Below are 19,280 nucleotides of genomic sequence, written 5' to 3' on the forward strand. Positions count from 1 at the left end.
TGTGGATCCGGCCTTTGTAGAGCCGAGCCCATGCTCGGCTTAAGCGCGCAGCGCGCGGGTTTCCGTGCACCGAGCGAACAGCAGCCGAGCATGGGCTCGGCTCTACAGTTCGGCGGTACTGCTGCGGAACCCGCTGAACACCGATTCGGCGGCAAATCCCACGCCGCCCAGCAGCACGCCGAAGTACACCACCGTGGCCACCACGAAGCCGTAGCCGGCTGCCACCGCCGCACCATCGCGCTGGATGAAGCCAATCGCAAACGACATCAGCGCCAGCGCCGGCAGCGTGTTGCTGAAGGGAATCGGCCCGGCCGGTGCCATCAGCAGCAGGGTCGCGAACACCAGCATCAGGTTGTTCAGGCGCATCATCTTCTTCGAGCGCACCATCACCGCCAGCCGCATCGGCCGCGACAGCCGCTCCATGCGGTGCACCCATTTCAGCGCACGGCCCAGGTTGGCCTTCAGCTTGTCGGTGGCGATCCCGGGGCGCGCCAGCTTCTGCGGCACCCACAGCGGGCGGTTGCGCACCCGGCTCAGGCCGATCAGCAGGATCGAGGCGCCAAACACCGTGCTCAGCCCGGGAATCGACACCGGAATGATGAAGATGGCCGAGAGCAGGATCACGATCAGCAGCAGGCCCTCATCGCCCAGCGCGCTGAGCAGGGTGCCGACGCTCACCTGGTCGCCGGGCAGCTCGTCGATCATCTGCTCGATCTGCTGGGCCAGGGGGGCGCTGTCGTTGGTTTCGGGGGCACGGTAGGTCATGCGTCGCAAGGTTCTCCAGGGAAGGGCGGTCAGCGGGCCGTCCTGCGGTGGGGGACGCACAGGCTCCTGCAGTATCCCGGCCAACGTGGGCAAAGAGGTGAACCGGGCATGAGGGGGTAAACTGGCGTGCCCCGCACGAGTTGAACGCAATGGACATGGGCCGCAGGCAATCGACCATCGAACTGGTCGCCATCGACATGGATGGCACGCTGCTGGACCCGTCGCACCAGCTCACCCCCCGCGCCAGGAAGGCCATCGCGCAGGCGCGCGCACTGGGCGTGCACATCGTGCTGACCAGTGGCCGCCCGGTTCCCGGCCTGGCGCCGTACCTGCACGAGCTCGGCATCACCGGCAACGACGACTACTGCATCGCCTGCAATGGCGGCCTGGTGCAGCGCATCGGCACGCGCGAAACCGTGGTCGAGTATCCGCTCAGCTTCGACGACTTCCTGTTCTGCGAGCAGGTCGCCCGCGACCTGGGCGTGCACTTCCAGGCGCTGGACAGCCAGCGCATGTACACGCCCAACCAGGACATCAGCTACTACACCGTGGCCGACTCACATCTTTCGCGGATGCCGCTGTCGTATCGCCGCGTGGAAGACATGGACCCATCGATGTCCTTCATCAAGCTGATGATGATCGACGAACCCGAGGTGCTGGACGCTGCCATCGCGCGCCTGCCCAGCGCGCTGACCAAGCGCTTCGCGGTATTGAAGAGCGCACCGTTCTTCCTGGAAGTGTTCGACCACCGCGCGGGCAAGGGGCCAAGCCTTCAGAAGCTGGCCGAGTACCTGGGCATTGAGCGGGCCAACGTGATGGCCATCGGCGACCAGGAGAACGACCTCACCATGCTGCAGTACGCCGGTACCAGCGTGGCCATGGGCAATGCCATCGATGCGGTGAAGGCGGTGGCGCGGTTTGAGACCAGCAGCAATGCCGACGAAGGCGTGGCGCGCGCGATCGAGCGTTTCGTCCTGCAGTAACCGCGCGTCCCTATGCTCTGGTAGCTGCCAACCTTGGTTGGCACACACAATCGGCAAGCGCCGAGCAAGGTCGGCCTCTACCAGGCCCCATTCGCCCCGGCAGGTGCCAACCTTGGCTGGCACACGCAGGCGGCCAGCGCCGACCAAGGTCGGCCTCTACCAGGCCCCATTCGCCCCGGCAGGTGCCAACCTTGGTTGGCACACGCAGGCGGCCAGCGCCGACCAGGGTTGGCCTCTACCAAGCCCCATTCGCCCCGGTAGGTGCCAACCTTGGTTGGCACACGCAATCGGCAAGCGCCGACCAAGGTCTATACCCACGTATAACCCACCCATCCCCATCGCCATTCGCGCTGTACCACCGCGCAATGGCGGATGCGGCAGTGCGATGCAAGAATTCCGCACGTCGAAATCACCCCACCGAATCCCACGGCAGATGATCGTCTTCGTCTGCCACTGACCGGCGCGCACCGCGCCGTCACCCCTCAACGCAATCGCATCGCCAGCCAGGGCGCCGACACCGGCGCTGCAACGCGCTGGGCGTGCGCCTGCGCGACTCTCTCCCAGCACCCTGGATCTACTGCCATGAACACCCCACCCACGACGCGCCTCGCCCTGGCCATCATCGCGGCCACCACTGCACCTGCCTACGCCGCAGAAACGCACGACGCCGCGCTCGACACGCCCACCACGCTCAACGCCCTGCAGGTCATCGCCACGCCGCGCGGCGCGGCCGTGGCACCGACCCAAGTGGTCGGTCCCAACCGCTACATCATCAAGGCCGAAGACCTCGACGCGATGGTCACCGGCAACAACGGCCTGGCCATGCTGAAGCAGGTGCCGGGCGCGAGCTATACCGCCACCGATGGGCTGGGCCTGGATATCTCCGCCACCAGCCTGTTCGTGCGCGGCTTCCGCATGAACGAAATGGGCATCACCTTCGAAGGCGTGCCGCTGAACGACAACGGCTTCCTCTCGCTCACCGGCACCAGCGTGGTGAACGTGGGCGTGCCCGATGGCATCGGCGCGATCACGGTCAGCCCCGGCGGCGCACCGGTCAGCGTGTTCTCCAGCAGCGTCAACGGCGGCAGCCTGGAATACCGGCTGCGCGACCTGCAGGACACGCCCAGCCTGCGCGTGAAGCAGGGCGTGGGCAGCAACAGCACGCTGGTTACCACCGTATCCGGGCAGACCGGCCAGCTCGGCGAGCATGGCCCGAAAGTGCTGGTCGACCTGCAGCGCGTGTCCGCCGACAAGTACCAGGGCGAGGGCACGCAGAACTTCCTGCGCGGCGACCTGAAGCTGCAGCAGGAGGTCGCCTGGGGCGATGTCACCGTGTTCCTGTCCGACAGCAAGGCCAAGGTCTGGGGTTACAACAACATTTCCTTCGACATGATCCGCAAGCTGGGCTGGAAGGCCGACATCTTCTACCCGGACTACGCCTGGGCGTATTACGTGGCCTCGCCGGAGAACGCAGACAAATCCTGCGGCGCCTATACCTGTGGTGAACTGTCCGGGCTTATTCCCTACGACACCGGCCAGAGCACGCGTGACCGCGTGTCCTCGATCAACCACCGCTTCCAGATCAGTCCGGCGCTGAGCGGCAACGTGCAGCTGTACAACGCCAACAGCCACACCCAGGCCACGCTGACCGACCCGAACGTGCCGTCGCCCAACGGCGCGCCGTTCTCCGAACAGGTGCAGACCCCGCGCCTCAACCGGCTGGGCGGCATGCTCAACCTGCAGTTCGAGACCGGCGCGCACACCTTCACCGCCGGTTTCTGGCAGGAGAAGAGCAAGGCCGCTGCCAAGACCGAGTGGTACCAGCAGCCGCTGCTGGGCGAGGGCCCGCCGCTGAAGGCCACCGGTCCGTTCGATGTGTACGGCCCCGCGTTCAAGACCGACAACGCATCGAGCTGGGTGACCCGCTCGCGCCAGCTCTACCTGCAGGACGACATCGTGCTGAACGACACGCTGAAGCTGGGTGTCGGCTTCAAGGCCGTGGACTTCCGCACCAGCGGCGGCGGCCTCGGTGACGCCAAGGACCGGCCGGTGAACGGCACGCTGCGCGCGAAGAGCAACTTCCTGCCGCATGTCTCGCTGTTCTGGAGCCCGACCGAATCCACCGATGCCTTCATCGACCTGGCCAATACCATGAACGGCTACCGCGTGGCCCAGCGCGGCAACATCGGCTACACCGCCTCGGCGTGGACCATCACCGACCAGGAGGAGTTCGACCGCGTGGCCGGCACGCTGCGGCCGGAGAAGAACTGGAACCTCACCGTGGGCGCATCGCATCGTTTCGACCGGCTGACGATCACCGGCGACGTGTTCTACAACGACATCCGCAACCGCTTGCTGTCGGCCGCCATCGGTACCCAGTTCGCGCAGATCAACACCGTGCGGCTGATGCCGAAGATGCACGTGATCGGCGCTGACCTTGGCATCACCGCCGACCTGAGCGACCACCTGCAGTTCTACCAGGGCGTGGCCGTGGCCCGTTCGTACTACGACAGCGATTTCGTGGTGGGTGACACGGTGTACCCGATCAAGGGCAACGCGCAGCCGGGCTACCCGCAGATCTCACTGGTCAGCGACCTGTCAGCGCATTTCGGTGACTGGCGTTTTGGCGCCACCAGCACCTCCTACCTGCGCCAGCCCTTCACCTACGAGAACGACATCCGCGTGCCGACTTTCTGGCAGGTCAATACCTATGCCGCCTACCGCTTCGGTACGGACAGCGCGGTGCCCGGCCTGGAGCTGCGGCTGGACGTGAGCAACCTGTTCAACCGCCACAACATCGGCACCGCCACCATCGCCGGCTCGTCGTTCTCGGGGGATTACCAGACCCTGCAGCGCAGCGCGCCACGGCAGCTGATGTTCAGTACCTCGATGGCGTTCTGAGGCGATGAGGGTGGGGTCAGAGCCCTTTGCTGCGCAAAGGGATCCGACCCCGCAGCCACCCCGTGATCGGGGTCAGACCCCTTTGCGCAGCAAAGGGCTCTGACCCCCAAAACCCGCCTAGAAACCCGCCTTGCGCAAACAACAGGGGTTTTCTGGCGGCGACGCAAGGTTCCCACAATGTTGCTGGGTCATCCTGTTGGCATGGCACAGCACGACCCGCGAACCCCGTTGTTCGGCATCCGGGGCCCAGGACGGCCCCGGCAGGCTCTGTCCGTGGCGCCGGCGATCGATCTGCAGGGCGAGTACCAGTTCTGGCAGGTCTACGAACGCGTGGTCCGCCCGCTGCCCGGCGGTGGGCTGCGCCGGGCCTGGCTGGTGTGCCAGAAGGTGTACCGGGACCGCCTGCGGTTCCCGCATGACACCCGTGAAGCCGCGCTGGCGCGTGTGCTTTTCGGCAGCAACAGCACGCCCGAGCGCGCAGCCGAACTGCAGGACCTCTTCGGCCTTGTCAGCCGCCGCATGGCGTCCGTTGCCGTCCGGCGACAGGCGCCCATCCCGGGAAAGTGAATCACTGGCCAGGAATCGACACGCGTTGATGGCTTTCTCTTGGTCCGCCTGCTTTTGGCCTATTCTGGGGCGGGCTGGTAAGGACGGGAAACGATGGAAATCAGACGATCTGCACGCCTTGTGATCGTTGCTGAGGATGCGGTGTTGCTGTTCCGGTATCACGATGAACACCACGCTCCCTTCTGGGCTACACCGGGCGGGGAGCTTCTGCCCGGGGAGGGATATGCGGACGCCGCACGGCGTGAGCTCAGGGAGGAGACCGGATTGGATCTGCCGATAGGCGTGCGGCTGGAAAAGCGCGATGCCGTCTACGCGGTCGCCCGATCAACGCCCGCGCGATGGCTGGAAGAATATTTTCTGGTCCGCAGCCCCAACCAGCCCGACATCCAGCGTGACGGGTGGACGGAGGAGGAAAATGCCACGATCAGGGCGTGGAAATGGTGGCGCGTAGAAGAGATGAGAGAACAGCCTGCTTCCCTGTTCAAGCCGGAATGGCTGCCGGATCTTTTTGAACGTGTGCCCGCATGACGCGGCCTGATTCTGCCCGCTGCGATTACGTGCTCGCCTTCCCCCGGTCCAGCTGCCGGTAGCCAATGGCCTCGGCCAGATGCGCCGTCTGGATCGTTTCGCAACCCGCCAGATCGGCAATCGTGCGCGCCACCCGCAGAATCCGGTGCATCGCCCGCGCCGACAGCTGCAGGCGCTCGATGGCCTGTTCCAGCATGTCCTGATCTGCCTCGCTCAGTCGGGTACAGGCCCGCAGTGCCGCCGGCGGCAGATGCGCGTTGAGCCCGCCACGCACCTGCTGCTTGGCATGGGCGGCTTCCACCCGTGCACGTACCGCCGCACTGGGCTCCCCCAGCGGCGTGCTCTCCCGCAACTCCACTGCGTCCATACGGGCCACACTGATATGCAGGTCGATACGGTCCAGCAACGGACCAGACACCCGCGCACGGTAACGGTTGATACGCTCGTCGCTGCACAGGCAGCGATTGCTGCGGTCACCGGCCCAGCCGCAGGGGCAGGGATTCATCGCCGCCACCAGCTGGAACCGCGCCGGATATTGCACGCTGCGTGCCGCGCGGGCGATGCGGATGTGGCCGGATTCCAGCGGCTCTCGCAGGGTCTCCAACGCACTGCGGTTCCACTCCGGAAGCTCATCCAGGAACAGCGCGCCGTGATGGGCCAACGAGATTTCGCCAGGGCAGGGCGGATTGCCGCCACCCACAAGCGCCGCCGCGCTCGCACTGTGGTGCGGTGCCCGGAAGGGCCGCTGCCGCCAACGGCTTGGGTCCAGCCCTTCGCCACTCACCGAGGCAATCGCGGCCAGCTGCAACGCCTCGGCTTCCTCGTTATCCGGCAACAGGCTGGGCAGGCGCGAAGCCAACAGCGTCTTGCCGCAGCCAGGGCTGCCGATCAACAACAGATGGTGCCCACCGGCGGCCGCCACTTCCAACGCGCGCCGTGCGTGCGCCTGTCCCCGCACGTCGGCCAGATCGGGCAGGGGCAACGGTGTCGTGTCCACGCGCTCCACGGACGGCAGCAGGCGCGGATTGCCCAGACCGGCACAGCACTCCAGTAGCGTGCGCGCCACGCGCACATCCGCGTGCTCGGCCAGCGCCGCCTCGGCGGCATTGCCGGGCGGCACCACCAGGATGCGGCCGGCATCAGCCGCCGCAATCGCAGCAGGCAGCGCTCCGGCCACCGGCCGCAGTTCGCCGGTCAGCCCCAGCTCGCCCAGGAACTCGTATTGCAGCAGCGACTGCGGATCGACCTGGCCACTCGCGGCAAGAATGCACAGCGCGATGGCCAGGTCGTAGCGCCCACCTTCCTTGGGCAGGTCGGCAGGCGCGAGGTTGAGCGTGATGCGCCGCTGCGGAAAGTCGAAGCGTGCACAGAGCAGCGCGGCACGCACGCGCTCGCGGGATTCGCGCACGCTGGTCTCGGCCAGGCCGACAATCTGGGTGGCGGGCAGGCCGCCAGAGAGGTGCACTTCCACCCGCACCAGCGGGGCATCGACCCCGGCGCGGGCACGGCTGTGGACCAGCGCCAGGCTCATGTGTGGATTCCTGCAGAAAGACGCCTGATGATGCGGCAGGTAATCTGCGTGGGACTATCGGGGTTTGCCGGCAATGCGTCTCGGGGTATTTCTGCCTGCAAAGGGCGCAGCGTGCGCATCGAGGGCAAATGATCTGTGCAGCGCGGCTCTGGGATGGCGGTCTCGCAGGTCTTGCGTCAGACAAGGCGTACTACAGGGCAGTGAAGGAAAGGAGCGAGCTGAAATGCAGTGCATTCGAGTACTGATGGCCCTCTCGCTCGCCATGGGCCTGCCGGGGTGCCGGGATGAGGTGGAGAGTTCAACGTATCCCATTGGCCAGACGGGAGAGACGTGCACCGCCTACAAGGGCTTCGAGCGCCAGCCGCCTGAAGTAGTTGTGGCCGAGCTTGCCAAGCGAGGGTTGGATAGCAGCCGTTTGGTGCATAGGACAGTCTGCGGCCCGATCACAAGTTGGGACATTCTCCCCGCAGGGGCGTCGATCGATCGGATACCTCCGCCAGACGCATATGTAAGCGTCCACCTGCTGGAAGACGGCTCGGTTTCCGTCAGTACAGACCGCCCCTGACGTTGGCGCCGCCCTTGATGATCGAGCGGCGGGGGAACAGACAAAAGTACGGATGGGCTCGCAGGCGGGGCGAGTGGCACCCAGGTGGGCTGGAAGGGTGACAACGATACGACCCTGCGTGCTGAGAGCGGCACCAGGACAGCGGCGGAGTAGACATTGAGTTTTCCACATGTCAGGAGTACCCGGGAAATGTACAGATTCAAGGCCGAAGTCGTTTCCATGGAGGAAGATGACTACTGCATCGTAGTTGGCTTGGCCGACAGCTCGACGAATCCGTCTCGTTACGTGGTATTGCAGAACGCGAAGGCGTATGACGACCAGGACGAAGAGTTGGGCATGGCGCACGCCCATATCGAGGTCGGCGGAGGTCTTGAGCCTTGCTATGGCGGTCTGGTGCATATCTCTCTGCGGCGCATGGAGCTTGAGCTGTCTCTCTCCGAAAGTGCACAGAGGAAGCTTGGGATCACTGGTGGGATTGCAGTGACACTGAAAACGTTGGAAAACGGCAGCAAGCTGGAGGCCGCGTTGCGGAAAATCTGTGTTGCGGAGGGTATTCCGCTTGATCTGAACTCGTCTGGACGGGATTGAGTTCATGCTGTGCCGCACTGCCTGCGAGAGGCGGGCTGAGCGGGGACAAGAGGCAGCAGGTCCGGACAGGCGAATGTGTTCTGGCTCATTTTCAAAGCCGGGGGAGTGGCATGAAAGCTGACGAATTTGTATCCGCTATCCAGCGCTATGTGCTTGAATCATCCGTGGGTAGTACGATCTCGAACCTGGCGTATCCACCGGGCCGTCGGGTGGCCCCAGACCTGTTGGCACGGTCCGAATGGTTCAACAGCTTGTCCGCTGTAGAAGCCGACATGTTGCGAGCCGTTGCCGGTGAAGCTGCCCGTTCGGCGGTCTTCGGGTTTCTGGCGGTGCTTGATGGCACCCGTGTCATCGATTCAGAGAAAGGCACCCTCGAGCTTCACCATGTGGGTCGCGAGAAGCGCCTGGCGAATCCGTCTGGCATCGATCTACACGACCTGCTCGAATAGGTGCGGGATGCGCGCGCAGCACTAACATGGAGCGTGGGACTGATGAAACTGAACTTCGTGGCGGACTGCGACTGGGAGTCGCATGTTGGCAGGATAAAAAGTCATTACGTAGAGCGCTCCGCCACATTCGAGTCCAGGAGCTACGGGAACGAAGTGGCTTCTGTGGCATTGCTTTTCGTGTGTCGAGATCCCGAGCTGGATTTCAAGCGAAGAGTGCAGTTTCGACGAAAGAAGGCGGAGTTCTATACCGATGTGATGCTTGACCTGCCGACCATCGTTCCGCTCTCGATGAAGGAGAAAATGCGGTATGTCTCCCGCGAATTGCTTGAGCAGTTGGCGGAGCAACTGGGCAGGGTGAAGTTCAAGGACTTCGACCATGCAAGGTTTCTGATGGATCTGAAGGTATGGCTGGAGGACATCGATAGCCGTTACAACGGCCAATCGTCGGGTGCATGGCACTATGCCTCGGGCGAGGCGTCCTAGTCGCTCCGGAAGTCACCGATGCTCACTTGCTGGTCAGTTTTCTCAACGGAATGAGGGATCCATTGCAGCGCTATCTTTGTGATCTGGATGTAACAGGCAATCTTTCGGCGGGCCGGGATGTCGAGCAGCTGCTCCCCGATCGATATGAGTTGGATCAGCGTGTGATTCGCTTTGTCTCCATTGAGCAGGCCAATCTGAACGCCTGGAGGGTTCGTCTTTGCGAAGTATTTGACAATGGAGCGCCTGGCTTCATCGATGTGTACGAGTTCGAGGCGGTGGATCCTGATCATCCCTTTGGTACCGAGTGGACGTTTGATTCGGTTGACGGCGCCTTGAGGTTCGCGCGGGACGTGCTGAGGACCAGTCAGGGGCGCTATGTGAACCAAGGACTGATTCAAGACGAGTACAAGGACCGCTATCATCCGGAATGGTGATACGCCTCTGGAACGAGTGGGCTATCCGCACATGAGTCAAGAATGCTCTGTGATCATTCTTTCAGATGGATGGACGAAGTTGTCATGAAGACACGCAGACTCATCTGGATTGCGCTGGGTATGTTGCCTGCAGCAGCAGGCTTCCCCGCAGGGAATACACGCGTGGACTTTGTATCGAAAGCCTTCCGCGATGGAAGTTTCGTCCCGCATGTCTACAGCGAGAGGGATTTCCTGCGCCGCTATGGTGATGGCGAGATGGTCGTGGACGCGGCAGGGCTGATACGGCGTAGATACCTGGATCCCACTACCCGATTGGAGGTGCTGATCACCTCCAACCCTGACGTGGCTCCGCAGTTCCGAACCATTGATGAGATCCGCGTTTCATCGATCAGCGCGGCGCAACCCACTGCAGGTAGAACCGAGAGCCTGCGCGGCATGAAGCTGAAAGGCGTTGCGATGGGTGATCCGGCGTCCGAGGCCATCGGCACAGCACGCAGATATGGCCAGGGGAAGACAGAGCAGGCAACGCTGGGGGGCTTCGATGTCGAGCGCACCTGTGGGTTCTCGGAAGGTGGATCGAGCATTTGCTTCTACGTTCGGGATGGGAAAGTGGTTGCGATGGCGCTGGGGTTTGGCCCCTGACCAGTTGCTGTGCCGCATGCGGTGCAGGCACAGCGCAACCGTGAGCGTCAGCCTACGAGGGCACTTCAGCGCTGAGGTAATTGGTGGAAGCGGCCTGGCGGTTGGCTGGCGCCCCAAGCAGACACCGCTGCTCATCCAGCACCAACCCATTGAAGCGCCCAAACCGTGCCTCAACCCACGAAGGCCCCGCGCTTTCCACCAGCAATCGCCCCTGGCTCTGGTGCAGATCCAGCCAACGCTCGAAGCTGATGCGCAGCCGTTCGATATCCGGTGCCCGCCAGCGGGCATCGGCAGGCATGCGGATCAGCACGCGCGAGGGCGCGTTCTCCACCTCCATCACCAGCACGCCCTTGCAGCGGATCTCGAAGGACATCACCCCGGCATAGCGCGCGTGCAGTTCAAAACCCTCGTAGGCCTTCGCGGTCACGAAGCCGAGTGCATCACTGTGCAGCAGGCGGTAATCGGCTGGCTGCAGCTTCTGGTAGGCCCAGACCTGATCGCCCGTGGGCTCGGGCCACTCCACCCACATCGCGCCGATCACCGCGATGCACACCGCTACAGCGGCCAGGCCATGCATCTTCATTCGTCACCCCGCACACAGGCAGAAAGGTCCGCGCCATAAGCGCGCTCAGTCCTTGGGTCGCATCCGCTCGTGGATGAAGGCGGTCAGCGCCAGATCGGCCATCACCAGCCCCTCCATTACCCGGTCGCCGACGTACTGCTCCGGCTCGCCGTTCTGGCGCGTGCGCTCGGCCGCCAGCAGGATCTCCTGCACGACGCGCTGGCCGGTGAGGGCGCAGTCGGCGTCGGACAACTGCATCTGCCGGCTGCGTAGAGGGTGCTGCTCGGGCCAGGGCTGGCCATCGGCCGCAGGGCCCGCGCCGATGGCGTGCAGGATGGCGATGAGGCTGTTGGGATCCAAGGCTGGCGCGGCCGAGGGCACTTGCTGGATGGGCGGCGGGGGCGGGGAGTGCGGTGTAGACATGGCGGGCTCCGTGCATGCAGGCGGACGCCGCCACCGATAAAGGTGGCGGGCAGAGCGTGGCTCGAAAACCGGATGTTGGGAACCGGCGGGTACAAGACCCCCACGCCCCGCCCGCCATAGCCGGCAGACGGATTGCCAGCGGGCACCACGCGCGATGGTGCCGGCTGGCAAGCGCAAACTACTTCCCAACAAAACGGGCTTTCGAGTCCCGACCACCGATGCACGGTGGCGCGGTAACGATTACCTGCAGTTGTTCGGAATGCCAACGGGTAGGGGTCAATGCCGCCAAAACCCGAGACGCTTTTGGCATTGTCGCATAGCACCTGAAGCGGCGAGAGCCTTGGCGTGCTAGGCGCAGCGGCACTTCTGGAACGGAGTCGTCAGAACCTTCCGTCAGAGATGTAGGGCGCGGCAAATGCGACAGCATTGGTCCGACGGTCGCTGATGGATGCCGCGTAACTCGCCTCCATGCGTGAGTGACTTTCTGCCTATTGACCCCGTGGGCCGTCACGCAGAATCTGACTACCGCTGTAGTCACCAGGAACTGTCCTGCCCGCAGCAGGAAGGTTCTGCGGCGTTTGAACGGACTCCACCCACTGGCGCAGGCCGCTACAAGGATCACTGCACGTGTTACGCCGCAATCGACTTCTTCTGTCTGCGGGTCTGCTCCCGCTTCCGTGGTTCCTGTTCTGGACCAGCGTTGCCGCCGTGCTCGCGCCGGGCTACAACCCGCTTGCGCAGCACGCCAGCGAGCTGCTGCAGGCGCCCACGCTTGCAAGCATCTGCGGCAGGATCGCCGCCCTCGGCTCCGGCGTGGGCTTCGTGGCGTTCGCCATCGGGATATGGCGGGAGTCCGGCCGGCGGATTGCCGTAGGCGCAATCTGCTGGGCGATCTTTGGCATCTCCATGCTGACCAACGGGCTCTGGCCCATGGGCCATCCGATGCACGGCTTCTACACCATCGGTATCGCCAACATCATTGCACCGGCGATGTCGCACATCGAACTGAGCGCGTGGTCGGCCAACCGAAGGGCGTACGCCGTGACCGCTGTGGTGAGCATCGCGGGGATTGTCTATCTCTGGTTGAACGTGGTGGGGGCGGATCCGGAGGGATTCAGGGGGCTGACACAGCGCCTGTTCTCGTCGATCAACTCGCTGTGGCCGTTCCTGGTTGCGCTGTACCTGCTGCGCAGGGATTCAAGCGCGCTGAAGGCGCAGGCTGCGCATTGATGGGGGCGCGCGACAGGAACATAGAGGGCCGAACAAGGACTTCTCGATTCTCCGGCCCCAGCTCAAGGTGATCTTCTCGGGATTCATGCCAGTGTGCTCGCTGTTCAAGCCGTGGGTGCTCTTCAACCATCTGTTCCTTGATGCTGGCACCACGGGTGGCAAGAGGGGGAAGGTCGTGCGCGCCTTCTGCTATAAGTAGCGCAACCGCGCCCAGAGAAGGCTCTTGCGATTGATGCCCGCTCTTGGCTGAATGCAAACGTGCCGGCGCCAGACAACGCGACCCGGAATGCTAGAGGCCGCTCTCGATCCGAAGCGGACGTTCGTCCCCTTCAGCCCTACGCGACACCTGCCAGTCCAGTGATTCGTCTACCTGAGGTTCTTGGTTCTCAATGATCGATCTGCCTTGTCCATCGTGTGGCTTCCTGACCCTGGAAGACGTCTACGGGTCCCATGCCATATGTCCGATCTGCAACTGGGAGGATGACGGAGTGCAACTTGCCAACCCCACATCCACCGGCGGAGCCAACGGCGAGTCTCTGGCGCAAGCGCAGCAGAATGCTCTTTCCAGTTTCCCCCTTGGCGTCGAGGTCGCAAGCGGCTTTCGCCGCGGATCTGGCTGGCGCCCTTTGTCCAGCACGGAGATCGGGCACTACGAAGCTCTAAGGGGCGGCAATCACTGGCACAGCAAGAGTGTCTCGTACGAGAAGGAGGCTTACTGGTCGATGCTGGGCGTTCTTTCGATCTGAAGCACTTCGCGGCTCAACTCATGGCGTTCGCGAATGTCCACCACTGGCCGAGAGCGGACATTGGCTCGCGCAGGGTATTTCCTGTGGATCACTGACCAGCCAGCGACCCGTAGCGGACATGGCCCAAATGTCTTGAACGTGGATTTCGCGGGGCTTCTGATCCTATGCCTGGATCTGGCCAATGCGCCGGCTTGATGGCCGAACCCAGCCGCCCTAGGATCGCGCTGTATCAGGGGAAAGTACGCCACATGGTGCTTTGTGGGCAGGTCGTATGACCGGATCCAAGGGTCCATCCATCAGGGAGTCAGGTCCCATGAGAAACATGACAGTGCTCCTACTCGTGCTTGCGATTGCCAGCCCAGCTGCAGTCGCGGCGGATCGCCCTTCGGCACAGGCCGTGCTCAATCGCGTTGCCAACGAAGGGGGGCGCAAGGTGCTTTGGGACCTGTGGCAGCACGAGCGGGAGTTTGGGCAGGTCACCGCTGGCATCGAGTCAGGCGATCCTGCATGGCTTGAGGTTGCGGCTGCGCTAAAGCCGTTTTCAGATGCGGGCGCCTCCCTATCCATCAATTACGCGGTAGCCCGTGCATTGCCCAAGACGCCAGAGCGGGTCTTGGCATTGACCACCCAGGGATTCAAGGTCGAGGACATCTGCACATCGCCGTTCATCGAGCCAGATCCGGGAGTCGCGGAGGCGTATGAACGACGTACGCTTGCGGCACTTTCACGACTGAAGGGCACATCGGTTGCGTCCGTTGCGGCAGAATGCGCGGCGCAGGTCCGCCTTCCGGATGGGGCTTGATGATTGTTACGGCTGGGCTTTTTGGACATGTTCAAGTAGGGACCGGCCAGCCCTCCGTTTGAGCCCAAGCCGATTCCCCCGGTTCGGCCTATTCCGAAGCTGCTGTCGTCCGGTTCCGGCCGGAATCTGGCATCAACGAGGCCTACGCACTGGAATACGTTCCGAAAAGGACAGCTGGATTCCCATGGCAGCATTCGATCATTCCCTGGTAACCCTCCGATTCTTCGGCGACGACCTCCTGCCCGAAGAAGTCAGTGCCTTGCTCGGAGCGACTCCAACCGCATCGCATCACAAGGGCCAGGAACTCAGAGGCAACCAATCAGGCACCGTGCGTATCGCCAGAACCGGAAGCTGGCAACTTGATGCGGCGCGTCGTGAGCCTGAAGATCTGGAAGCGCAGATCTTCGAGATCCTCGATCAACTCACCGGCGATCTCGCCGTATGGCAGGCTCTGGCACGCTTCCGGCCTGATCTGTTCTGTGGCCTTTTCATGGGCAGCAGCAATGATGGTGTCTCGCTTTCGCCTCGCACGCTGCTCGCCTTGGGTGAGCGCGGCATTGAGCTCGGGCTGGACATCTATGAAGCCGATGAAGAAGTGCGCAACGCCCAGCGCCAGCAGGCCATCAGTTGATGATCTCCCCACTCCCCGAAGCAACAAACGCCTTCAACTGCCGAACGAACTCCGCGTCGTAGGCTTCCCACTCCGTAACCTCCCCAACCACCCGCAACGGCTGCGCACTCCGATACGATCGCGTCGGGTTGCCGGGAAACTTCTTGTTGGTCACGTTCGGATCGTCTTCAAACGGCCCGGTCGGCTCCACCACATACACGCGCGGCCGCCCCTCACCGCGGGCCATCTCCGCAGCCAGCCCGGCGCCCTTGGCAATGGTGGTGAAGTAGATGTGGTTCATCACCACGCTGTCGCGATAGTTGGAGCGGAAGCCCGCGCTCAGCAAGTCGCCCACGGCCAGGTCAGCGCGGGTGCCGTGATAGAACGGCCCAGCCACCTGGTCGCAGGTGTCATGCGAAACGGGTGTCCAGTCGGTGTCCTGTGCCATTGCTGCTGCCCCTCTCTGTGCTGCCGGATCGACAGGCCGGCGAGTCTAGGGCGCCCGGTGGGCCTTGCTGCAAGGCCCCATCCGGGAAATAATCTGTAAACGGGAGGCGCAGTGCGCCTCCTTTTTTCATTCTGCGGCGCCGCGCCCTTCCAGCTCGCGCACGGCGGTTTCCAGCGCGTCCAGCTTCTGGCGGGTCTTCAGCAGCACGGCGCGCTGCACTTCGAACTCCTCGCGGGTGACCAGGTCCAGCTTGGCCAGGCCGGCCTGCAACGCGCTCTTGAAGGTGGCCTGCAGTTCCTCGCGCGATTCGCGCAGGCCCGGCGGCACCAGGTCGCTGAGGCGACGGGCGAGGTCATCGATTTGATTCAGGTCGATCATGGGGTGCTCCGTGGGGTGGGCCCGTGCATCCGGCGCGGGCAGGCCATTCGGGCACAAGGATACTGCCGGCACCCACTGCCCGGACAGGCCGCAGCGGCTTCGCACGGGCCGCGTTCAGGCGCTATCCTCCACGCCGGAAGACAGGAGATAGACGATGAAGATGGTCATGGCGGTGATCAAGCCGTTCAAGCTCGACGACGTGCGCGAAGCGCTGGCCGAGCGTGGGGTCACCGGGATCACGGTGACGGAAGTGAAGGGCTTTGGTCGCCAGAAGGGCCACACCGAGCTGTACCGTGGCGCGGAGTATGTGGTCGATTTCCTGCCGAAGGTGAAGCTGGAAGTGGCGGTGACCGATGACCAGGTGGAGGCGGTGGTTGAGGCCATCGTGAAGGCCGCCGGCACCGGCAAGATTGGGGACGGCAAGGTGTTCGTGTACGACCTGGGCAGCGTGGTGCGTATCCGTACCGGCGAGTTGGACGCGGACGCGTTGTAACCCGCTCGGCGGGATGTTGTAGAGCCGAGCCCATGCTCGGCTGCATTTCGCGCGATGCAGGAACAGCAGCCGAGCGCGGGCTCGGCTCTACAAAGAGCGGTAAAGCGGTCGAGCGAGCTCGACCCCTACCGCCGCTGGCCCACTTGTAGAACCGCTTCCAGCCCTGGCGCACGGCGGCGACCCAGCCCGGGTCGGCCACCAATGCGGCCTGCGCGGCGCTCGGCGCCTGGCCGGTCACGCGCTGGCGGATCTTCAGCAGGTTCTTCATGTCGCTGCGGCGCATCTGCCGGCTCAGCGGGCCGCGGCGCAGCCAGCGGGGTACGCGCCAGGCGGAGGTGAAATCCAGTAGCACCGGCACGCCGCCACTGACCACCACGTTGGTGCCATGCAGGTCGTTGTGGGTGATGCCGGCGGCGTGCAGACGGCTGAGCGCGTGTTGCAGCTGCTCGAACACTTCATTGCCCACGGCCTGCGCGGTGCTCAGGGTCTGGCCCGGGATGAACTCCATACCCAGTGCCAGGCCACCGAGGGTGCCGAGCAGCGCGGGGGGCATGCTTCCAGCCGCCGAGGCGCTGCAGCATGCGGGCCTCGCGGCGCACCATCAGTCGCGCGATCAGCGAAACGGGAGTGCCGCGGTAGCGGGAGTAGTCCTTGATGACCGCCTCGCGCCCGTCCAGGCAGGTGCGGTAGACGTCGGGGGCCAGGAAACGTTCGCCGCGCTTGAGCAGCAGCGGGGAGGCGGCATCATTGCCGCAGGAGGAGGGGGGAAGAGCAGGAAGATGCATGTCGGGGTCTCGGACGACCCGGTGGGTGGCGCAAAGCGTCAAGCGAACCGGTGTTACAGGGAGTTACTAAGTTTTCGTTAATTTTAGTACTCGCCAGTTCGCTATTCCACGATTTGTCGGAGAAATGTCGGGGTCGTGGCTGGAACAGTTCGTCACGCAGAATCGGACAATTCCGTCTCACTTATAAGGTTTGCCCCGCTGAATCAATGAGTTGGGCGCGCTTCCAGCCCATTCATCGGCGGCGCGCTGAACGCCACGCACGTCCAGCTTGACCCCAGCGCACGCCCTGCCGACCATAAGCTGTTAACCCGCGACATCGGCGGCCGCCCCCCTCCGGCACGTCCCCGTCCCCTGCCGCGTTCCGAACCGGTGCTGGCCGCCTGGCCGTGCATCGCCCCGTTTCCCGTTCCGGCCGCGGCTGGAGGAAAGTGCTTTGATCATCAAAATCGTCATTGCAGCGCTGTTCGTGGCCTGCGTGCTGTACATCCACTTCCGTGGCAAGGTCCGCGCGCGCTGGTCGCGCCAGCTGCTGGACCACTCCAGTTTCATGGCCCCGATCAACGTGGTCATGTACATGTTCTCGAAGGTGCCGACCACGCCGTTCCTGGACCCGGGCAAAGAGTTCCCGCAGCTGGAGCCGCTGCGCCAGAACTGGCAGATGATCCGCGACGAGGCGCTGGCGCTGCGCGACGCGCAGAAGATCGCTGCCTCCAGCACGTTCAACGATGCCGGCTTCAATTCGTTCTTCCGTCGTGGCTGGAAGCGCTTCTACCTGAAGTGGTACGGCCCGTCGCACCCGTCGGCGAAGACGCTGTGCCCGAAGACCACGGCGCTGATCGAGTCGATCCCGGACGTGCGTGCGGCGATGTTCGCGCAGCTGCCACCGGGCAGTGAGCTGCGCCCGCACCGCGACCCGTTCGCTGGCTCGCTGCGCCTGCACCTGGGCCTGAGCACGCCCAACGACGATGCCTGCTACATCGAAGTGGACGGCATCAAGAAGAGCTGGCGCGACGGCGAGTGGATGATGTTCGACGAGACCTACATCCACCATGCGCACAACGAGACGCAGCAGGACCGGGTGATCCTGTTCTGCGACATCGCCCGCCCGCTGCGCTTCGGCCTGCCGGGCCTGTTCAACCGCGCGGTGGCGGCCACGCTGCTGGCCGGTGGTGCATCGCCGAACCTGCCGGGTGACCCGACCGGTGGCGTCAACAAGGCGTTCGGCAGTGTCTACAAGGTGCGCCTGAAGGCCAAGGCGCTGCGCGAGCGCAGCGTGGTGGCCTACCAGCTGATCAAGTGGGGCCTGGTGGTGGCGGTGATCGCGGGCATCTGGGCGCTTTGACTGTAGAGCCGAGCCCATGCTCGGCTGGGTTTACCGCAACCTGTCCGAAGAGCAGCCGAGCGTGGGCTCGGCTCTACAGAAGGCAGAAAACCCGCGCTGTCGCCAGCGCGGGTTTTTGTTTGGATCAACCCTTCAATGCCGCCTGTACGAACGGCGGGGTCACCAGCACGCCGGTGTGCAGCGCGGCGGTGTAGTACAGGGTGTTGAAGGTCTTGGCGGCCGAGTCGGCCTGGCGGAAGTCGAAGCTGCTGTCGCCCTTGCGCGCCATGGTCACGCTCCACCAGCCGGTGGGGTAGCACGGCTGCGGGAACGGCAGGGTCTTGAACGAACCGAAGCCGGCCTTGCCCATCTCGGTGCGCATTTCGTTGATCAAGTCCAGCTGCATCAGCGGCGATTCGGACTGCTGCACCAGGATGCCGTCGTCCTTCAGGGCCTTGAAGCAGCTCTCGTAGAAGGCCTTGTTGAACAGGCCTTCGCCGGGGCCGACCGGGTCGGTCGAATCGACGATCACCACGTCCACGCTGCCGGCCGGGCAGTTGGCCATGTAGGCCACGCCGTCGTCGAACAGCAGCTCGGCGCGGGCGTCATCGTTGGAGTCGCACAGTTCCGGGAAGTGCTTGCGCGCCATCACGGTGACCTGCTCGTCGATGTCGCACTGGGTCACGCTCTCCACGCCGCTGTGCTTGAGCACTTCGCGCAGGGTGCCGCAGTCGCCGCCACCGATGATCACCACGCGCTTGGGTGCGGCATGGGTGAACAGCACCGGGTGGCTGATCATCTCGTGGTAGAAGAAGTTGTCCTTGCTGGTCAGCATGATGGCCCCGTCGATGGTCATCAGGTTGCCCCAGTCGGTGGTCTGGAAGATCTCGATCTTCTGGAACGGCGACTGCACCTCGTCCAGCTTGCCGGTGATGCGGTAGCCGATGGCCGAGCCGGTGCGCTCGAAGTGTTCGATGTACCAGTTGTTGCTGTCAGTCATTGGAAAACAGTCCTGTTCGGAGGGGTGGAGCCGGGCTGGCGGGCGG

The 19,280-nt window shown here is 63.9% G+C and carries 22 protein-coding genes and 1 pseudogene; 15 read left to right on the plus strand and 8 right to left on the minus strand.

Going from position 1 to position 19,280, the window contains the following annotated elements; genetic code table 11:
• Window positions 1-102: 102 nt before the first annotated feature.
• Window positions 103-765 (minus strand): exopolysaccharide biosynthesis protein, encoded by a 663-nt coding sequence (locus tag AC5P7F_RS15500; RefSeq protein ID WP_164077386.1) that lies wholly within the window; start codon window positions 763-765, stop codon window positions 103-105.
• Between the two features lie 149 nt (window positions 766-914).
• On the opposite strand from AC5P7F_RS15500, the gene yidA reads away from it, so the two are divergent.
• From yidA to AC5P7F_RS15520, 4 genes are all read left to right on the plus strand, one after another.
• Window positions 915-1,748 (plus strand): sugar-phosphatase, encoded by an 834-nt coding sequence (gene yidA, locus AC5P7F_RS15505; RefSeq protein WP_164077387.1) that lies wholly within the window; start codon window positions 915-917, stop codon window positions 1,746-1,748.
• Window positions 1,749-2,330: 582 nt separating this feature from the next.
• The gene (locus AC5P7F_RS15510; RefSeq protein ID WP_164077388.1) at window positions 2,331-4,649 is read left to right on the plus strand and encodes a TonB-dependent receptor; all 2,319 of its coding nucleotides are present in this window, start codon (window positions 2,331-2,333) and stop codon (window positions 4,647-4,649) included.
• A 177-nt stretch (window positions 4,650-4,826) separates the two neighbouring features.
• Window positions 4,827-5,216 carry a hypothetical protein gene (locus AC5P7F_RS15515; RefSeq protein WP_164077389.1) on the plus strand — a complete coding sequence of 130 codons (390 nt, stop codon included), beginning with the start codon at window positions 4,827-4,829 and terminating at the stop codon, window positions 5,214-5,216.
• 93 nt (window positions 5,217-5,309) lie between these two features.
• Window positions 5,310-5,744, plus strand: coding sequence for an NUDIX hydrolase (locus AC5P7F_RS15520; protein ID WP_032958800.1), 435 nt, complete (start codon window positions 5,310-5,312; stop codon window positions 5,742-5,744).
• Window positions 5,745-5,769: 25 nt separating this feature from the next.
• Here the strand turns inward: AC5P7F_RS15520 and AC5P7F_RS15525 are convergent, their stop codons facing one another.
• Window positions 5,770-7,275, minus strand: coding sequence for a YifB family Mg chelatase-like AAA ATPase (locus AC5P7F_RS15525; protein ID WP_164077390.1), 1,506 nt, complete (start codon window positions 7,273-7,275; stop codon window positions 5,770-5,772).
• Window positions 7,276-8,029: 754 nt separating this feature from the next.
• Between AC5P7F_RS15525 and AC5P7F_RS15530 the strand changes: the two genes are divergently transcribed.
• The 5 genes from AC5P7F_RS15530 (at window position 8,030) to AC5P7F_RS15550 (ending at window position 10,436) form a co-directional block, all read left to right on the plus strand.
• Complete coding sequence (locus AC5P7F_RS15530) at window positions 8,030-8,428, plus strand: Imm10 family immunity protein (protein ID WP_111190760.1); 399 nt, start codon at window positions 8,030-8,032, stop codon at window positions 8,426-8,428.
• Window positions 8,429-8,538: 110 nt separating this feature from the next.
• Window positions 8,539-8,877, plus strand: a complete 339-nt coding sequence (locus AC5P7F_RS15535) for a hypothetical protein (protein ID WP_164077391.1) — start codon at window positions 8,539-8,541, stop codon at window positions 8,875-8,877.
• A gap of 42 nt (window positions 8,878-8,919) precedes the next feature.
• Window positions 8,920-9,360, plus strand: a complete 441-nt coding sequence (locus tag AC5P7F_RS15540) for an Imm44 family immunity protein (RefSeq protein ID WP_049441965.1) — start codon at window positions 8,920-8,922, stop codon at window positions 9,358-9,360.
• A gap of 26 nt (window positions 9,361-9,386) precedes the next feature.
• Entirely contained in the window at window positions 9,387-9,794 is a 408-nt protein-coding gene (locus AC5P7F_RS15545; RefSeq protein ID WP_164077392.1) for a hypothetical protein, read from the plus strand.
• 69 nt (window positions 9,795-9,863) lie between these two features.
• Complete coding sequence (locus AC5P7F_RS15550) at window positions 9,864-10,436, plus strand: hypothetical protein (protein ID WP_164077393.1); 573 nt, start codon at window positions 9,864-9,866, stop codon at window positions 10,434-10,436.
• Window positions 10,437-10,488: 52 nt separating this feature from the next.
• On the opposite strand, the gene AC5P7F_RS15555 is transcribed toward AC5P7F_RS15550, so the two are convergent.
• A complete protein-coding gene (locus AC5P7F_RS15555; protein WP_164077394.1) occupies window positions 10,489-11,019 on the minus strand; it encodes a cold-shock protein in 531 nt (176 codons plus the stop codon).
• A 45-nt stretch (window positions 11,020-11,064) separates the two neighbouring features.
• Window positions 11,065-11,421, minus strand: a complete 357-nt coding sequence (locus tag AC5P7F_RS15560) for a hypothetical protein (RefSeq protein WP_142235089.1) — start codon at window positions 11,419-11,421, stop codon at window positions 11,065-11,067.
• Between the two features lie 627 nt (window positions 11,422-12,048).
• Here AC5P7F_RS15560 and AC5P7F_RS15565 point away from each other — a divergent pair.
• The 4 genes from AC5P7F_RS15565 (at window position 12,049) to AC5P7F_RS15580 (ending at window position 14,830) form a co-directional block, all read left to right on the plus strand.
• Window positions 12,049-12,651 (plus strand): DUF998 domain-containing protein, encoded by a 603-nt coding sequence (locus tag AC5P7F_RS15565; protein WP_164077395.1) that lies wholly within the window; start codon window positions 12,049-12,051, stop codon window positions 12,649-12,651.
• A gap of 389 nt (window positions 12,652-13,040) precedes the next feature.
• The gene (locus AC5P7F_RS15570; protein WP_032958808.1) at window positions 13,041-13,397 is read left to right on the plus strand and encodes a CPCC family cysteine-rich protein; all 357 of its coding nucleotides are present in this window, start codon (window positions 13,041-13,043) and stop codon (window positions 13,395-13,397) included.
• Between the two features lie 313 nt (window positions 13,398-13,710).
• Complete coding sequence (locus AC5P7F_RS15575) at window positions 13,711-14,199, plus strand: hypothetical protein (protein ID WP_126411453.1); 489 nt, start codon at window positions 13,711-13,713, stop codon at window positions 14,197-14,199.
• Between the two features lie 184 nt (window positions 14,200-14,383).
• Window positions 14,384-14,830: a DUF4279 domain-containing protein gene (locus AC5P7F_RS15580; protein WP_164077396.1), complete on the plus strand. Its 447-nt coding sequence runs from the start codon at window positions 14,384-14,386 to the stop codon at window positions 14,828-14,830.
• Here the strand turns inward: AC5P7F_RS15580 and arr are convergent.
• Window positions 14,823-15,257 (minus strand): NAD(+)--rifampin ADP-ribosyltransferase, encoded by a 435-nt coding sequence (gene arr, locus AC5P7F_RS15585; RefSeq protein WP_014648712.1) that lies wholly within the window; start codon window positions 15,255-15,257, stop codon window positions 14,823-14,825. The two genes, AC5P7F_RS15580 and arr, sit on opposite strands and share 8 nt — an antisense overlap.
• Before the next feature lie 126 nt (window positions 15,258-15,383).
• Entirely contained in the window at window positions 15,384-15,635 is a 252-nt protein-coding gene (gene ubiK / locus AC5P7F_RS15590; protein WP_005419983.1) for a ubiquinone biosynthesis accessory factor UbiK, read from the minus strand.
• Between the two features lie 154 nt (window positions 15,636-15,789).
• Here ubiK and AC5P7F_RS15595 point away from each other — a divergent pair, with 154 nt between their 5' ends.
• Complete coding sequence (locus tag AC5P7F_RS15595; RefSeq protein ID WP_005411374.1) at window positions 15,790-16,128, plus strand: P-II family nitrogen regulator; 339 nt, start codon at window positions 15,790-15,792, stop codon at window positions 16,126-16,128.
• Between the two features lie 130 nt (window positions 16,129-16,258).
• Here AC5P7F_RS15595 and AC5P7F_RS15600 read toward each other — a convergent pair.
• Window positions 16,259-16,913: pseudogene (locus AC5P7F_RS15600) on the minus strand (RIO1 family regulatory kinase/ATPase domain-containing protein); the annotation flags it as partial.
• Between the two features lie 436 nt (window positions 16,914-17,349).
• On the opposite strand from AC5P7F_RS15600, the gene AC5P7F_RS15605 reads away from it, so the two are divergent.
• Window positions 17,350-18,255, plus strand: a complete 906-nt coding sequence (locus AC5P7F_RS15605; RefSeq protein WP_032954620.1) for an aspartyl/asparaginyl beta-hydroxylase domain-containing protein — start codon at window positions 17,350-17,352, stop codon at window positions 18,253-18,255.
• A 124-nt stretch (window positions 18,256-18,379) separates the two neighbouring features.
• Here the strand turns inward: AC5P7F_RS15605 and speE are convergent, their stop codons facing one another.
• Window positions 18,380-19,234, minus strand: a complete 855-nt coding sequence (speE, locus tag AC5P7F_RS15610) for a polyamine aminopropyltransferase (protein ID WP_014648709.1) — start codon at window positions 19,232-19,234, stop codon at window positions 18,380-18,382.
• Window positions 19,235-19,280: the final 46 nt, after the last annotated feature.

Source organism: Stenotrophomonas sp. YJH_SMC_105-26 (assembly GCF_059368915.1).

Coding starts and splice junctions, on each gene's coding strand:
- yidA (WP_164077387.1), top strand. CDS start 915: ATGGACATGGGCCGCAGGCAATCGACCATCGAACTGGTCGCCATCGAC.
- AC5P7F_RS15500 (WP_164077386.1), bottom strand. CDS start 765: ATGACCTACCGTGCCCCCGAAACCAACGACAGCGCCCCCCTGGCCCAG.
- AC5P7F_RS15550 (WP_164077393.1), top strand. CDS start 9,864: ATGGACGAAGTTGTCATGAAGACACGCAGACTCATCTGGATTGCGCTG.
- AC5P7F_RS15575 (WP_126411453.1), top strand. CDS start 13,711: ATGAGAAACATGACAGTGCTCCTACTCGTGCTTGCGATTGCCAGCCCA.
- AC5P7F_RS15555 (WP_164077394.1), bottom strand. CDS start 11,019: ATGAAGATGCATGGCCTGGCCGCTGTAGCGGTGTGCATCGCGGTGATC.
- AC5P7F_RS15525 (WP_164077390.1), bottom strand. CDS start 7,275: ATGAGCCTGGCGCTGGTCCACAGCCGTGCCCGCGCCGGGGTCGATGCC.
- AC5P7F_RS15540 (WP_049441965.1), top strand. CDS start 8,920: ATGAAACTGAACTTCGTGGCGGACTGCGACTGGGAGTCGCATGTTGGC.
- AC5P7F_RS15580 (WP_164077396.1), top strand. CDS start 14,384: ATGGCAGCATTCGATCATTCCCTGGTAACCCTCCGATTCTTCGGCGAC.
- AC5P7F_RS15530 (WP_111190760.1), top strand. CDS start 8,030: ATGTACAGATTCAAGGCCGAAGTCGTTTCCATGGAGGAAGATGACTAC.
- arr (WP_014648712.1), bottom strand. CDS start 15,257: ATGGCACAGGACACCGACTGGACACCCGTTTCGCATGACACCTGCGAC.
- AC5P7F_RS15510 (WP_164077388.1), top strand. CDS start 2,331: ATGAACACCCCACCCACGACGCGCCTCGCCCTGGCCATCATCGCGGCC.
- AC5P7F_RS15570 (WP_032958808.1), top strand. CDS start 13,041: ATGATCGATCTGCCTTGTCCATCGTGTGGCTTCCTGACCCTGGAAGAC.
- ubiK (WP_005419983.1), bottom strand. CDS start 15,635: ATGATCGACCTGAATCAAATCGATGACCTCGCCCGTCGCCTCAGCGAC.
- AC5P7F_RS15560 (WP_142235089.1), bottom strand. CDS start 11,421: ATGTCTACACCGCACTCCCCGCCCCCGCCGCCCATCCAGCAAGTGCCC.
- AC5P7F_RS15520 (WP_032958800.1), top strand. CDS start 5,310: ATGGAAATCAGACGATCTGCACGCCTTGTGATCGTTGCTGAGGATGCG.
- AC5P7F_RS15595 (WP_005411374.1), top strand. CDS start 15,790: ATGAAGATGGTCATGGCGGTGATCAAGCCGTTCAAGCTCGACGACGTG.
- AC5P7F_RS15535 (WP_164077391.1), top strand. CDS start 8,539: ATGAAAGCTGACGAATTTGTATCCGCTATCCAGCGCTATGTGCTTGAA.
- AC5P7F_RS15515 (WP_164077389.1), top strand. CDS start 4,827: ATGTTGCTGGGTCATCCTGTTGGCATGGCACAGCACGACCCGCGAACC.
- speE (WP_014648709.1), bottom strand. CDS start 19,234: ATGACTGACAGCAACAACTGGTACATCGAACACTTCGAGCGCACCGGC.